Annotated in this window: 12 protein-coding genes; 5 read left to right on the forward strand and 7 right to left on the reverse strand. The window is 35.2% G+C overall.

What is annotated here, in order from left to right:
• Positions 1–127 precede the first annotated feature (127 nt).
• From IC221_RS23175 to IC221_RS23205, 7 genes are all read right to left on the reverse strand, one after another.
• Complete coding sequence (locus IC221_RS23175; RefSeq protein ID WP_188171228.1) at positions 128–1174, reverse strand: DUF4405 domain-containing protein; 1047 nt, start codon at positions 1172–1174, stop codon at positions 128–130.
• Between the two features lie 185 nt (positions 1175–1359).
• Positions 1360–2631 carry a S41 family peptidase gene (locus IC221_RS23180; RefSeq protein ID WP_188171229.1) on the reverse strand — a complete coding sequence of 424 codons (1272 nt, stop codon included), beginning with the start codon at positions 2629–2631 and terminating at the stop codon, positions 1360–1362.
• 15 nt (positions 2632–2646) lie between these two features.
• Positions 2647–3114 carry a hypothetical protein gene (locus tag IC221_RS23185; protein ID WP_188171230.1) on the reverse strand — a complete coding sequence of 156 codons (468 nt, stop codon included), beginning with the start codon at positions 3112–3114 and terminating at the stop codon, positions 2647–2649.
• Between the two features lie 161 nt (positions 3115–3275).
• On the reverse strand, positions 3276–3878 hold the full coding sequence (locus IC221_RS23190) for a DUF4303 domain-containing protein (RefSeq protein ID WP_188171231.1): 603 nt from the start codon (positions 3876–3878) through the stop codon (positions 3276–3278).
• 16 nt (positions 3879–3894) lie between these two features.
• Complete coding sequence (locus tag IC221_RS23195) at positions 3895–4389, reverse strand: SRPBCC domain-containing protein (RefSeq protein WP_188171232.1); 495 nt, start codon at positions 4387–4389, stop codon at positions 3895–3897.
• 67 nt (positions 4390–4456) lie between these two features.
• Positions 4457–5032: a Crp/Fnr family transcriptional regulator gene (locus IC221_RS23200; RefSeq protein WP_188171233.1), complete on the reverse strand. Its 576-nt coding sequence runs from the start codon at positions 5030–5032 to the stop codon at positions 4457–4459.
• A gap of 11 nt (positions 5033–5043) precedes the next feature.
• Positions 5044–5481 (reverse strand): DUF4274 domain-containing protein, encoded by a 438-nt coding sequence (locus tag IC221_RS23205; protein ID WP_188171234.1) that lies wholly within the window; start codon positions 5479–5481, stop codon positions 5044–5046.
• 354 nt (positions 5482–5835) lie between these two features.
• Here IC221_RS23205 and IC221_RS23210 point away from each other — a divergent pair, with 354 nt between their 5' ends.
• From IC221_RS23210 to IC221_RS23230, 5 genes are all read left to right on the forward strand, one after another.
• Positions 5836–7902, forward strand: coding sequence for a sugar-binding domain-containing protein (locus tag IC221_RS23210; RefSeq protein WP_188171235.1), 2067 nt, complete (start codon positions 5836–5838; stop codon positions 7900–7902).
• Positions 7903–7995: 93 nt separating this feature from the next.
• Positions 7996–9282 carry a family 43 glycosylhydrolase gene (locus IC221_RS23215; RefSeq protein WP_188171236.1) on the forward strand — a complete coding sequence of 429 codons (1287 nt, stop codon included), beginning with the start codon at positions 7996–7998 and terminating at the stop codon, positions 9280–9282.
• Between the two features lie 50 nt (positions 9283–9332).
• Positions 9333–11531: a glycoside hydrolase family 3 C-terminal domain-containing protein gene (locus IC221_RS23220; RefSeq protein ID WP_188171237.1), complete on the forward strand. Its 2199-nt coding sequence runs from the start codon at positions 9333–9335 to the stop codon at positions 11529–11531.
• A gap of 149 nt (positions 11532–11680) precedes the next feature.
• Positions 11681–15502: an ATP-binding protein gene (locus IC221_RS23225; RefSeq protein ID WP_188171238.1), complete on the forward strand. Its 3822-nt coding sequence runs from the start codon at positions 11681–11683 to the stop codon at positions 15500–15502.
• 92 nt (positions 15503–15594) lie between these two features.
• Complete coding sequence (locus IC221_RS23230) at positions 15595–16164, forward strand: hypothetical protein (RefSeq protein ID WP_188171239.1); 570 nt, start codon at positions 15595–15597, stop codon at positions 16162–16164.
• The last annotated feature ends 361 nt before the right edge of the window (positions 16165–16525 follow it).

A 16525-nucleotide genomic window follows, 5' to 3' on the forward strand; every position in this document is an offset into this window, starting at 1 on the left:
AGCATAGTAAATAATCATTATGTTATAAGTTAAACATAATGATTATTTATTCAAATCTTAGTTTTGCGACAGCCCCAAACGGACCATTTACTATTTCATCAAAGAATTTATTATACCTAATAAAAACTTAGTTTATATTCTTGTCGATATTTAAGATAATTCTATCCGCAATTTCTTTTGCCGTTGTAATATTGGACATATCAGTATACAATTCACCATTTTTTCCAGAATGATGTCCATGTCCAATCAACTCCATAATTTTATAGGTCTTTGATACCAAATCAGTAGGTTGAATCTCGGAGGTAAATATCATAGAAGGTTGTCCAACAGCACCAGACCCTGAGTAGATCTTATCATCAGGGAAACGGTCTTTAGAGTAATATTCATTCCAATCAAAAGATTGATTGAATTCAACCATGATTTTAAAGGGGGCGTGTTGCTTCAAATTCGTTTTGGAAGAAATGATAAAATTATTCAAAGGAGTTGCTCCAGTTACGCCATCTAAATCGGGGGCACTATCCAAAGGTATATAAAGACCGTCAGAGGCTTTGATTCCCCTTTTGTGCGACCAATAAGGAAGTGCTTCAGGCCTTCTAACTGTTGCAGGTGCATAACCATCACCTACTTTTTTTCCTATTTGAAAAGTACTTGAAGAAATGGATTGTGATATATATAAAGTTTCAATATAATGACCCCCAGTATCTTCCAACCAAATAGCTATCAAAGGATGTCTAAATGATTTTCCTTTCTTAAATTCTACACTTATTTGATGATCACCAATAGTTTTATCGAGATCGATGATTTCATAATCAAAAGTTTGCTCTTCTTTACCCATTTGCTGATTTCTAAACGCATTTCCCCAATCATACAAGGTATTAAATGTAGGGATTTGATAGATAATTCCTATGGAAAGAAGTAAAACAGCCATAAAAATTAGAGGAGCATGAAAAGGTTTGTATTTTGATTTCCCTTTCCCTTTTCCTTTCAGGTAATTTTTTATGGGTACTTTATTATTGACAATATGGAAAATCACACTGCCAAGAAAGACAAGCCCAAATACGGTATGAATGGAAGCTACACTTTTTTGATGAGGTGTAAAATATAGAAACAGTCCAGAAATAGACAAAACGATAACTACAGAAAGTAATACATTCCCTAATATTCTTCTATTCACGTTGATTTTTTGATAAGGGTAGATAAAAACAAAATTGATACTATGTGTAAGCTAAGTCATATAACATAGTACACAAAAAGCGAATCTAATGGTTATTGTTTGTTATCCATTACTTTTTAAGAGTTTTAAGATTTCTATCTTTAAAAGTTTGTGGAATACTGCCCTTGTTCTAACAAAGGGTATTTTTAATTCATTTTCCTTTGCTGTTTAATATCTTCCAAAATCCATGTTAAATCAAGATCCACTTTATTCTTTAGAGCACCCCATGTAGGTTGTATAGGTACATCAGGAAGGATACCGTTGGATACACTATCTTGAAATTGATAATGTCTTTTCGAATATTGTACCCAAATTTTTGAATGAGGTAATTGAAAGCCATCTGCATCTTGAAAATCATTAGGGTTTGAGCCTGTAGGTTCGCCAACAATTTTAGCGTTGAGTAGTTCCTTACATTGAGCTGTATTGCTCATTCCAGCAGAGTAAGTCGTTCTGCTTGTAATTGCATAAACGCCGTTTTTCCAATTCACTTGATCCAAAAAAGATAAAGATTTAAGAAGTTCTATACCGATAAAAAAGTTACCGCCACCATTATCTCTTAAGTCAATGATGATATTTTGAATTCCCTTTTTCATAAACTCTCGTGATAGTGCAACGGCAAAACGTCTCATCTGCAGCAGTTCAGGGTAGCTTGCAAAATAGATGTAAGCAGTATTCAGTTCTTCCATGGGCTGATACCATAAATAAGGAGTTCCTATAACCGACTTTTCAAAACTAAAAGGGCTTTCAACGGTCATCTGTGGAGTCATAGATAAGTGGTAATTTGTATTAGGAACGGCATGAAGCGTAACAGTTTTCCTATTATCGTCTTCCAATAAAAACTCAAAACTTGCAGCATCTTCTTGCTTCGTGATGCCTAACCCTTTTAATACTTTGGAGTATTTGAGGTAAGAAACCATCCTTTCACTTTCAGAATACCAATTATCGGTGCATTGTGCAACCAAGGAAACTTCTTTGATGACTTGTTGTAAAGGAGTATTTTCAATGCTTAAGAGTTGAGCACCTATCAATTCAGGATGTTCTTTTGGAGCTCTAATTACCCTTATTTCATGATCATTAAATACAAAAAATTCTATGGGTAAAGCATCATAAAATGAGGAAGATTTCCAAATTCCGGTATGACTATCGTCTAATGATTTTACAATTTTTGAAAGCCTTAAAAAGATCTCATCATCAGATAATCGAGCAAGGTCATTGAGTAAAGACTTAACTTGTTTTTGAACACTATCTTTAGAGATACTATGATAAGGATGAATGTGTTTTTGTTCTAATGTTGAAATAAGGTTTTCGATATCATTTTTCCATTTTTCAGGAGTCATCTCAGACGTTTCAACTGTTGTTTCTTCACAACCTATCAGACAAAATACAATCAGTAGGATCGATTGGGTGTAGTGTAACATTTTCATAAACTATTTTTAAAAGTAGAACGTTATAAGTGCATTGGGTAAATAAACCAATGTGATGGAAAGTAGCATACTTAAAAAAATACCACTTAGTTTGAGTCGTTGAACTTTCAATAAATTTATTGTTGCTATTAGAAACCCAATGACGGCAAGTATACCTAAAATAGAAATTTGATAGTCTTCAAGACTTTTGATGATATAGTAATTTTCATTGACGTAAATTTCCAATAATGATGTGAGACTAAAAATCAGTAAGAATAGGTTTGTACTTTTAGATTGGAAAAAAGCGGTCAGACCTGCCAAAAAGAGCAAGAAATAAATACTCCACCGACTGATAAATAATAAGATGGAGTAGTCAATAAATCTTTGGATGCTTTCAGGTTCTAAAATGCTATTGTAATCTATCAAAGCTAGGCCAATGGAAAATAAGAGAAGTATTCCACCGAGAAGGCTTTGTAGGTGATTCCTTTTGAATTGCATATTTTTTAGTGTTAGGTTAGTCGATTAAAGAATATATTTTGATAACTACTATGGACCTTAAACCTTTTTGATGTGACATTAATCAATAGAAAAAAGAGACTTTAAATGTACTATTGGTATTTTGAATATCAAAACAAAATAATTATATTATGTATTTCAAATTACTTATCCAGAGTGGCGTTTAAACTTCCCAGTAATTTATTATGCCAATACTCTGAGTTTAATTGACTTGAAACGTCTAATAAAACTTTCTGATCTTCCTCTCCAACATCACCAAATTGTACTCCTAAAAATACATCTTCAGTAAAAGCATCATTTTGAAATACATTTTCTGTTTTTAATTGAGATAATGTATTAATGATCACTTCAGAAAAGAAGCTTAAAATAAGGTTCCATAATTGATCTTCTTCTAATTCTTCTAAATCGACATCATCTAATTCCCCCTCATAGAATACATCATAAATGTTATCGATACATTCATCAACTTGATCAAAAACAGCATAATGCTCGTTGACATATTTCCATTCAGAAGCATAAAGTTCAAAAGTGGTAAGGTCTGAATCCGCAGGAAGGTGGCTGACTTGTTGGCTCAAACTTTCAAGAGTTGAAATGGCTCCTCCCATACTTCTACAACCGGAGTCACAATAGACGGCAAAAGCATAAATTTTCTCATCCGAAAGCCGTTGTAATTGTAACGCTAAGTACCTTTGAAGTGCATCATAAAGTAGTTGTTGGAGCTGTTCACCTAATTGTTTGAATGTCATAATTTATTTCTTTTGCTTACTGTATTGCAACAGTGTTTAATTTCTCAGAGAGTTCCTTCAATTTTTGATTCATTTCTTTAAAACCTTCCGTTGTTTCTGAATCCAATTTCTTTTTGAAAAGTCCCACTAAAAGACCATTAAATTTTTCCTCTTGTTTAAAAGTTGATGTACCATCTTTATTATCAATGATTTCAAAAATGTGTTCTCCATCAAAAAGCCCTTTGATCAGCAGTTTTCCAATCCATCTTATTTCTTTATGCTGCTCAAAGACCAATACTTTAGGTTTGAAAGTCATGCCACCTGCATTAATTTTTACTTTATGACCTTCAATAAAATCACCTTCTACGGATTTTATAAAGGGGTTCCAGTTGGCATATTCTGTAAAATTGGTGAGTACTTCCCAAACTGTTTGGGGCGTTGCATTGATGTGAATTGCGGTTTTGATTTCTTTTTGAGCCATACCTTTGATAGAAAAAAGTGCCAGAAAAACGACTAAACTTAATTTTTGCATATCGCTGTTTTTGTCTTAATACTTATGCAAATTAAAGTGGTTTTTACAGGCCTTCTCTTGACATATGTCAAGAAATCATTTTTCGCCTTACTCTACTTAGTGTTTCGGGAGTCATGCCCAGCATGGAGGCAATATATTGTAAGGGTACATTTAAAAAAATTGAAGGATTAGTGGCTAATAATTGTTTTACTTTTTCTTCTGCAGTCATGGATAATTGTCCAAAAACTCTATTTTCAAGAGTGATAAAACATTTTGTAATGAATAACTTTTCTAGTTTTCCCCAATCTTCCACATATTGCTCAATAGAGTGAAAATCTTCTTTTGTAATGGTGAAGAGTTCGCAGTGTGATAAAGCTTGAATGTTCCACCGCGATGGGGTCTGAAACATAAAACTAGAAAGGTCCGCAACGAACATTCCTTGACTGGAAACCCATTGTGTTATTTCTTTATCTCCATTTTCATTGTAAGCAAACATTCTGAGATAACCCGATTTTACAAAGTGAATTGTGTTTGAATATTGCCCAAGTTGAAGAAGGTAATCATTCTTATTGATCTCAGAAAACGTAAATAAATCACTGACCGAAGCTAAGCTTTTACCACCAATCCCAAAGTATTCTTCTATATATGATTCTATCTCTTGCATTTTGATTGAACTCAAATCATCGTTTTTCCATTAAATGGAGTGTAGAGCACAGTGGGAATTCCTCTTTTCTTGTATTTAAAAGTAGTGACTTTACTGATAGGAGGTTTAAAGCTGATAGGCCCCATTTTGTAGAACTGGTTGAGAATACGTTTTTCAATCAATTCACAAAAGGCAACCCACTCCTTGTTCTCTTCATTACGGATATTTTCTTCAGTGTGCAACGCTATTCCGGCAGAAAGCCAATGCAAGTTGAGCGCTGTTCCTTGATCACAAAAAGGGTTATTGGCAATTGCAATAGGGAGTTCATACCCATCATTCCAGTTGTACAGCGTAGCACTTTCTTGTAGAAAATAAGGATTGGTAGATTTTTGAACTTGAAAAATCCATTCTTTTAAATTAAAGTTTCCTTCAAAAGATTCGAGTAGTGTTTTTTCGTTGTGGTTTAGCATTTTAAAATAGCTTTTGTTTAGGATTTAAACTTACCTCTATTAAGAAATTTATTAAAGTTCTTCTAGTTAGTTTCTCATTGATGAAAAAGAGCGTTAAGACATAACTTTCTTTGAAGTGTCAATCTAATCAATTCTTTGTTTGATTCAAATTACGTTGGATTACATCTATTTTAAGTTTCTATGAGCAGGGGGATTTTTATTCGAAAGATAGGGGTAAAATAAAATAAAAGTGGCGAATTACCTTCTATGATAAGGATTCGAACATATTTAAAGAAAGATGGTCAAAATCAAAAGTAATTGTGATCAATAATCCATTGATTTGGGCAATTAGTTTATATAAAGCAAAGCACTGAGATGAAATATTTTTTACTACTTATAGGACTCATCCATTTTACATTTGTTCGAGCGCAAGTTCCTTCTCTTAAGCATAGGAAACCTATTGCGGTTACGGATTGGAAATTTTCCAAAGGAGTGATTTATAATGCACAATCGACCAACTTTGATGATCAGTTATGGGAGGATGTAAAAGTTCCACATACCTATTCTATGGATGCCATTGAAGAAGTCGGTTATTACAGAGGTATGGCTTGGTACAGAAATCAAATGACCGTTCCAAAAGCTATGGAAGGAGAACGTATTTTCATTCGTTTTGAAGGAGTTGGACAAGAGGCAACGGTGTTTGTCAATGCTCAGAAAGTAGGAAAACATGTTGGTGGTTATTCTGCATTTTGTTTTGAAATCACAAATGCCATTCAATTGGGGAAAGAAAATACAATAGTAGTCAAAGTATCTAATGCACCCGACTTTCTTCGTATTCCGGTGGATGATGCTTTATTTAATCATTATGGTGGTATTTACCGACCAGTACATCTTTTCACTACTCCTTCAAGTAATATTACGCCTACGTTCTTTGCTTCTTCCGGTGTGTTTGTCACATTAAAGTCCTTAGAAAATAATAAAGCAAATCTAGAAATTAGTACTCACCTTTCTTCAACAAAAAGTACTGAAAAAGCAGTTCTTAATTTAAAAGTTGCAGATAAAAACAAGAAGGTCGTTTTTCAAAAAGAAATCAAAATTGATGCACTTGCTTCAAGTGATTCTACTTTGACCACTGAGGTAGAGATTCATAATCCCATTTTATGGAATGCACGAAAAAAACCACATTTATACACGGTGACTGCAATTCTAAAAAATGACCAACAATCAGATACAGTAGTTGAAACTTTTGGTATCAAAACGTTTGAAGTAGATGCTGAAAAAGGAGCAGTATTGAATGGTGTGCCGTACCGTATTTATGGTGTGGCCATGCATCAGGAATGGAAAGAAAGAGGGCCTGCACTGTTACCGGAACATCATAAAGTAGATATGGAAATGGTGGAGGAGATAGGAGCAACCGGATTACGTTTGTCTCATTATCAGCATTCTGATATCACCTATCAAAAGGCGGATGAAATAGGCTTGATGGTGTGGACTGAAATTCCTTTTGTACATAATTATAGTGGTCGTGAAGGTCAAAATGCCACCCAACAATTGAAAGAACTTATTTATCAAAATTATAATCATCCAAGTATTTATGCATGGGGGTTGTGGAATGAAGTACGAGCTTGGAAAAGTAAAGATGAACCTCCCGTTTTACTAACAAAAAAACTCAATGAATTGGCCCATCAAATTGATCCCTCAAGGCTAACTGTTTCTGCAAGTGACCGAGGAATGGAATCGAATATGGGAAATCTTACAGACTTGCAGGCATGGAATAAATACTATGGTTGGTATTATGGAGAATATGCTGATATGGGAAAATGGCTTGATGATGCTCGAAAGGATTATCCTCACATTGCATTGGGTATTAGTGAGTACGGAGTCGGCGGTAATATTTACCAACAAGATATTACAAAGCTAGAGAAGCCTATTGGTAATTATTTTCCGGAACCTGTACAGACCAACTATCATGAAATCACTTGGAAAATCATCAAAGACCGTCCGTATGTATGGAGTTCTTTTGTGTGGAATATGTTTGATTTTTCTGTGGCTGGATGGAACAGAGGTGGCATCAAAAATTTGAATCATAAAGGATTGGTCACTTTTGATAGAAAGATGAAAAAGGATGCATTTTATTTTTACAAGGCCAATTGGAGTGATGCACCTGTTTTACATATTGCGGAAGCAAGAAACAATCAAAGAACAGAAGCCATTACAGCGGTTAAGGTATTTACCAATTTGGAGAAGGTGACCTTGAAATTAAATGGAAAAATCATTCAAAAGCAAAAGTTAAAAAGTGATAGGCATACTATTGTTTTTGAAAATATCCATCTGTATAAAGGAGAAAATACAATAGAAGTAATAGGCGAAAAAGGAAAGGAAATCTTTACACATAAAGCAAATTGGTTTCTTGTGATGAATGAAAATAACACTTTAAACTAAGATAATAAAACCATTTTACTCTTCATTATTTAACTATGAAATTAAGTCATGGACTGATGATGAAGACCTTATATCAAAATAGCAATCATTGAAATGAAAAAATTATTCTACCTAAGTCTCATTACTTTAGGCTTGATGAGTTGTGCTCAAAAACAGCAATTTCCAGATGCTGCATTTCCTTTAAAAGTGGCTGATGTAGATCCTAATCGACCTATGAGTTCCGCCATGAAACGAGCATTTCAACATTATGAAGCTCCTCGTTTATTGGACAATGAACTCTATACCAATTTTAAATATACGGAGCTAAAAGGGTTTGATTATAACAATGGAGATGGAACCATCAGCCGTAGAGATCCATCCAAAATCATTTTTGAAAATGGGCAATATTATGTTTGGTATACCCATCGAGAGACGCCTTTACCACCTCAAGGAAAAGGGAATGCCAACGATACTTTACCTTCTACTGATTGGGATTTGGCGGAAATATGGTACGCTACCAGCAAGGATGGTTTTACCTGGGAAGAACAAGGTGTAGCAGTGACAAGGCCTCCAAAGCCAAAACCGGGATGGCGTTCGGTGGCGACTGCTGATATTCTGAAATTTAAAGGGAAATACTATCTCTATTATCAAGCCTTTAATGCTCCAAGTGGAACTTATGATGAGGCTAAGGATGCATATGATATTTGCCCCGTTGCTCTATCTGTGGCGGTTTCACCTGATGGACCTTGGACACCTGTCAATAAAGTCGTTATCCCGTTTGGAGAAAGTAATGAATGGGACTGGAGAGTGATTCATGACCCTATGCCTTTGGTGCACGATGGGAAAATTTATCTTTATTATAAATCTGGGATGGATCAGAGAGATGCTAACCGCAAACATTGGGATTGTTGGGGTTTGGCAATAGCTGAACATCCCGAAGGACCTTTTAAAAAACATCCACTCAGTCCTGTGATGAATTCTGGACATGAAACTATGTTATTTCCTTTCAGGGAAGGCGTTGCTGCAATTGTGGGAACCGATGGAATTGAGCACAATACCATTCAATACGCTGAAGATTGGGTCAATTTTGAAATTGCTTCAGTAACCCAGTTACTCCCCACAGCAGGAGGTTTATTTTCACCTGACGCATTTACCGACAGTAAAAATGCAGATGGAATTACATGGGGGCTTTCTCACTTTATTAATGCTGGAGGGAATTGGAAAAAACAATACAGCAAATTAGGGCGATTTGATTGTGATTTGAGTCAAAGTGTGCATGATCCGACCATGAAAAGGTCCAATGTTTTGATGCCGAATGATCTTTATTTTAAGTACGGTCTCACTAAAAAACAAAGAGAACGAATTGAGAAAGAAAACAGCCAAAGAGCCTTAAACCAATAGTCATTCACTAGCCTAATATTAAATGAATTGGAGAGAAATACTTACAGATAATGAAAAGATTAGAAAATAAACTTTTGCTTTTACTCACATTCTATTTTACAGCAAAAGCAGCCCTAGCACAAGATGTCGATTTGTCTTTTTTCAATAAGAGTTTATCAATTGAGGAACGAGTTGAGATTTTGGTATCTCAAATGACTTTAGAAGAAAAAATAAGTCAATTGATGAACAGTGCTGATGCCATTCCTCGTTTACAGGTTCCCGATTATAATTGGTGGAACGAAGCCTTACACGGAGTGGCCCGAAATGGGGAGGCTACTGTTTTCATGCAAGGTATTGGCTTGGGGGCTACTTTTGACCCCGAACTAGCACGACTAGTCGCTTCTGCAATTTCTACTGAGGCAAGAGCAAAATACGCAATCGCACAACAGATTGGTAACCATAGTAAGTTTGCAGGTCTTACATTTTGGTCTCCAAATGTCAATATTTTTAGAGACCCACGTTGGGGGCGAGGTCAAGAAACGTTTGGGGAAGACCCTTATTTGATGTCAAGAATTGGCGTTGCTTTTGTCCAAGGAATGCAAGGAGACGATCCTAATTATTTAAAAACAGCCGCTTGTGCTAAACATTTTGCTGTACACTCAGGTCCGGAAAGTGTGAGATTAAGCTTTAAAATCAATCCTTCCAAACAAGATTTATATGAGACCTATTTACCAGCTTTTGAGGCCTTAGTGAAGGAAGCGAAAGTAGAAGGTGTGATGGCCGCTTATAATGGTGTTTATGATAAACCGCTTTGTGCGAGTCCTTTCTTCTTACAAGAAGTATTACGTGAACAATGGAATTTTGATGGGTATATCACTTCCGATTGTGGTGCGGTGAGCGGGGTTGCTTTCAAACAAAACTATGTAAAGACTGGGGCTGAAGCAGCTGCAGTGGCTCTCAAAGCCGGAACGAACCTTAATTGTGGTAGAACTTACAGACAACTGATCAAAGCTGTTGAAAAAGGGTGGGTAACCGAAGTATTGGTGCATGAAAGAACAAAGCAATTGTTCAAGACTCGTTTTCGATTAGGAATGTTTGATGATACCAAAGAAAACCCTTATTTATCTATTGGAAGTGATAAAATACATTGTGAGGAACATATTGATTTAGCAAGAGAAGCAGCTCAAAAATCTATTGTACTCTTAAAGAATAAAAATAATGTTCTTCCTTTATCAAAACACGTCAAAGTTCCTTATTTAACAGGCCCTTTTGCCAATTCAGCGGATGTATTAATGGGGAGTTATTATGGTGTGAGTTCTAATTTGGTGACTATTTTGGAAGGAGTGACAAAAGCGTTGGCTCCAGGTACTTCACTCAATTACCGTAGTGGTGTACTCCCTTTTCAAGAGAATATTAATAATCATAATTGGGCTCCGAATGTTGCGAAAGAATCAGATGTGACAATCTGTGTTGTGGGACTTTCTGCAGATAGAGAAGGTGAGGGCTTAGATGCCATTGCTTCTGATCGAAGAGGAGATAGACATGACCTTAAACTTCCAGAGAGTCAGGTTCATTATATCCACCAATTGGCGGAGAAGAAAAAGGGACCTTTAGTGTTGATTATAGCGAGTGGAAGTCCTGTTTCATTGGAGGGAATTGAAGAACATTGTGATGCAATATTGCAAGTGTGGTACCCTGGAGAACAAGGTGGTAATGCTGTAGCAGATATATTATTTGGAGATGTTTCTCCATCAGGTCATTTACCACTCACTTTCCCTAAGAATGTTGGTCAACTTCCAGATTATGAAAGTTATTCAATGAAAGGGAGAACGTATAAATACATGACCGAAGAACCTTTATACCCGTTTGGTTTTGGTTTGACTTATTCTAAAACAACGCTGAGTAATCTTCGTTTAAATTCTGAAAAGTTAAAGAAAAATACGCCATTGGAAGTACAAGTGGAGGTCAGTAATAGTGGAGCCTATGACATTGAAGAAGTGGTTCAGCTTTATATCAGTCCATCAGATACTACAGGAGGTTTACCTCTTCAAAGCCTCAAAGCATTTGAAAGAGTGGTATTAAAAAAGGGCGAAAAGAAAAACTTAAAGTTTACCCTCAATTCTGAATCACTTAAAATAATTAATACCGAAGGAGAAAAGGTTTGGCGAAAAGGGAAATATAAAATTACGGTAGGTAATGCTTCTCCAGGTGATCTCAGCGTTCGGTTAGGTGCAGCCGTACCACAAGAAAAGGGAATTGAATTGAAATAAGTATACGTTAAAACTCTAGTTGTAAGGCAAACGGAAGTGGTTTATATTTACAAGTAATTGTAAAATGAGATCACAATCATGAAATGAAATCACGGACTAGCCACCTTCTATTTTTTTGTCTACTATTACTTTTTAGTCATACTAATACATTGGCTATTCAATACAAATTACTGACTGTAAACGATGGGTTGAGTATTAATGAAGTCACCGACATTCTTCAAGATAGCCATAGGCAATATCTTTGGATCAGTTCTCAAAATGGGTTGAATCGATACGATGGACATGAGATCAAAAGAATTTATTTGCCTAAGTCTTTAGCTGATAATTACATTTCTGATATTGAAGAGGATGAACAAAAAACAATATGGCTAGCAACTAATAATGGATTAGCAAGGTACAATTATATCACCTCAACATGGGAACCTATTCCGATTGCATTGCATAACGGGACATATCATATGGTGAGGTATATTGGGAACAATTCACTGTTGACCTTAAAAGGGAAAAATACAATTGTAAAGATCGATATTGGGCCTTCTTCGGAAATTAAAACAACGCAGAAAAAAGCACCTTTTACAATTCATGCTATTGAGAAAGTAGAGCAGCATACTTTTGTTTCTACAAGTCAGGGGTTATACACAGTAGATTCGAATTTGGAATTCAAACTGTTGACTAAAAAATTTAAAGGATGCCAAGAGATTAGATATCTCAAAGAACAAAAAGAGGTTTGGGTGAATGCCAATGGCGTATGGTTTAACATTCCATTATCAAAAGGCCAACTTCAAATTGCTCAAGCAAAATCTTCCTTCCAAATATTTAAAACCTCTAAGAAAATTGTTCAAGTGTATTATGCCTACTCCAGGTATCACCTTGTGTATAGAGAAGGGTATGAATCTTTTACCATAAAAAATGGTCATGCCATCACCTCAGGATTTGAATTAGAAAAATTACATTTTCGAAACTTTACTTTTGACAATAAAAATAATATTTGGGGAACAACTTGGCAGTCGGGAGTGGTTATGATCCCTTCAAATCAACCTCATTTCAAAAGCTATCATAAATCAGAAAATGTGGAAGCACTTCCTTCAAGATTAGTTCGAACTTTTTGTAGTGTCAATGACAGTTTGTTGATTATTGGTACAGAAGAAAAAGGGGTTGTTTTATTTGATACAAAACATGAAAAGTTCTACAGTCCATCAACGATTCCTACTGCTGATCAGATAGGAACATTTGATGTAAAAGGTAAAATACTACACCGTTTAATGAAGGATTGGAAAGGTAATATTTGGTGTGGTTACCACGAAGATGGTTTTAATGTAGTGTATGGGAAGGATAAGGAGAAAATAAATGCGGCAATCAATGCAGTGATAGGCCCCAACGAAGAGTTGATTGGTGATGATTTTATACCACAACCTGACCGAAATAGAGTTTTAATTTTTATGAGGTATAGTGTATACAGCTATAATTACGATGACAATACCCTTCGCAAGCTAACTCAAAAATTCCACTATTTGAATTGTGCGGTGCCTGATCACCAAGGGCGGATTTGGATAGGTAGACATTATGGTTTGGAGGTGTATGATAAAGAGTTGAATCATGAAGACCATACGGTTACTTCTATCTTTAAAAACCATCGATTAAATGTCAATTGCTTTTTTGAAGATAGAAAGAAAAATATGTGGATTGGGACCTACGGAAATGGACTTTTTTGTTATTTCTCGTCCGTCAATCAGATGGAATTAATTGAAGCACCAACATACCTCAACCTTCAAATTGTGTATAGCATCACGGAAGATCAAAATGGAATTCTTTGGTTGGGCTCAAATAATGGATTATTCAGTTACGACCCACACCAAAAGCAGTTTAAGCGTTACGGGATTTCAGAAGGAATTCAAGGCAATCAGTTTAATTATAGAGCCGTTTACCAACATCAAGAAAATGATATCTATTTTGGAGGAATTGATGGTTTTACACGTTTTAATCCCCAAGATATCCCCAAAAGTGAGATTTTACCCGCTCCAATAATCAGTGATGTTAATGTGGGCGGTGATCCATTTTTCCCAATTCAAAAGAATGATTTTTTTGAGATCCCATATCATAAAAATAGTTTTGATGTTCACTTCTTCTGTCCCGATTTAACGACTTCTACTACCTACACTTATAGTTACAAATTACATGGCTTTGATAAAGACTTTCAATATTGTATACCCAACCAGCCAAAGGTACATTTTTCAAATATGCAGGCAGGGGTATATCAGTTAGAAATCAAAGTGAAGAAGCCAAATACGGTATGGAGTGAAAGTACGTTCAGCAGATCTATTATTATCTTACCTCCTTGGTACCGAAGTAATACAGCGTATGTTTTTTATGTGTTTTTGGTCCTGATTTTTTTCATAGGAAGTATTTATATCACAAAGAGACAGGCATTGATCCAGAATTCCTTAAGAATTGCTCAAATTGAAAAAGAAAAAACAGAACAATTGAGTCAAGCTAAACTCCACTTTTTTAGTGATATAGCCCACGAAATCCGATCACCTCTTACTTTGATCATTGCACCATTACAAGAAGTGCTTTCTTACCGTACTTTTGACCGTCCACTGCAAAAGTCTCTTGAAGTAATGTACAGGAATGCTAGCAAACTCAAGAACTTGATGGATGAATTATTATTATTCAGAAAGGCAGAGAACGAGAAGATTACTCTTCAATTATCAGAATATAATTTTTCATCATTATTGCATCATGTCACAATGCTTTACCAATCAGAGTTAGATTCAAAAAAGATACAACTAAGGTATTTTCCATCGGAAGAAAAGTACGTTTTTGATTATTCTAAATTGGAGATCGTCATAAGTAATTTAGTGCATAATGCCATCAAATATACTCCCAATGAAGGGCAAATTTTAATTGAGACCAATACAGAATTCAACGGTCTAGCGTTCAAAGTATCAGACAACGGAATGGGTATGAAAGCGGAAAACCTCGACCATATTTTTCAACATTTTTATCAGGAACAAAATACAGGAAAAGAAGGTTTTGGAATTGGTTTGTCTTTGTGCAAAAAGATCATAGAGTCACATTCGGGGAGTATTGACGTGGAAAGTGAAGTAAATAAGGGTACGACGTTCACTGTCAAAATTCCGAAGTTGGAGGTGACGTCAGGTATCGATGTTCAATTGCCAAAACTAATGGAATTGACAAAGGAAGATACGAGTGCAGTCAAAACCACCATCAAAGGACATCTCTTGATTGTAGAGGACAATGAAGAAATACAGCAATACATTCTTCATATTTTTGAGCAACAATACAAGGTGAGTTTAGCAAAAGATGGGGAAGAAGGTTTTGAAATTGCTAAAAATAGTTTGCCAGATGTGATTATTACAGATTTTATGATGCCTAAAATGAATGGAGTAGCTTTATGTAAAAGTATTAAGGAAGAGGTAAAGACTTCTCATATACCCGTTATTATCTTATCAGCATTTAGCGAAATCGAAGATCAAATCAACGGCCTTCAGGTAGGGGCAAATGATTATATTGGAAAACCATTTGATCAATCTGTACTTTTACAAAAAATTGAGAATTGGATTGATTTTAAAACCAAAACTATTGCTTCTTTTAAAATATCTTCAACGTTAGAAGCCATTCAATTGGAGAAAACAGATCAACTCTTTTTAGAGCGCCTCAACCGAGTGATTCAACGAAGAATAGCAGATGATCAACTGGATGTAATTGCACTGTGTACAGCATTAGGGATGGGAAAAACCACATTAAGTGAAAAACTGAGAAGCATGTTGGACACTTCACCAGCAGAGTATATCAAGAAAATAAGGTTAAAAGAAGCTTACCGGTTACTAACACAAGAACAATATACGGTGAGTGAAGCTGCTTTTGCTGTTGGTTTTAATCCTTCCTATTTTTCTACCGCCTTTAAAAAGCAATACGGAGTGTCTCCTAAAGGCATGTTGAAGCAGTAGACAAGTCATACGTATCAAAACCCATCTTTGAAGATTGAATAAATTTCAATTACATTTAAGGCCGCTTAATATATAAATTACTAAAAGAACAGATGAAACAACTAATTTTAGCTCTTGTTATAATGATAGTAAGTAACTACTCTTATGGTCAAGAGGAATTCCTAATTCAAGAAAATCAGGCTGGGATTTTTAAGGTAGGAGAAGAACTTCCTTTGGTGGATGCAAGAGGGTTATTTTATAAAATCGAAGAAAAGTTTGATGTAGTCAGTACTCCAAATGGCGACATAAAAGACCCTTACTATTTGTTTAGTACAGATGGAGAGGCATTAGTAAAAATCACCATGGAATATGATGATGCTACAGGTGCTTATAATGATACAATTGCTGAGATTGAGGTATTTTCTCCAAAATACAAAACAGCAAAGGGAGTGGGTGTAGGTTCAACGGTGGTGACCTTTATTGAAAAATATGCCGATTACAAATTGTGGTATACTTATATCAGCGATATGTATGTCATTGATACAAAGACTTTAAAATCAACTCAATTTTTATTGAATGGTGAAGACTATGTTGAGGAGGTAGATTTTGATAGTGATTATACACCTTTGATGGAATCTAAATTTAAAGCGGGTTCAAAAATTCAAACCATCCGCTTTTTCTAAGCTTTACAAATTGTAAACTAAGTTTTCGTTAACTTTTAATCCATGTTACTACTAGATTTTATAGGATCTACTTTCAAGCTTCCTTCTTCTTCATTTTTCCATTGATGAAAAACGAAGCAAAAAATCTAAGCTTTTCCCTTCAAGGCCGGGTTAGTAACTACTAAATGATGGTCTGATTACAGTTCAAAAGACAAGTTTTTTACAATTATCTTTTAAAATGCAGTGCTGTAGGGATGTTTTAGTAAAACATCCTCACGAACCACAATACACTTCCATTTATCCTTCATAAAAGAAATTACATTAATTAACGAAAACTTAGTTTACAATGCAATAAATTGATTTATTAATATCAAGTTTCAAT

This window comes from Flammeovirga sp. EKP202 (assembly GCF_014534745.1).
GTDB lineage: Bacteria > Bacteroidota > Bacteroidia > Cytophagales > Flammeovirgaceae > Flammeovirga.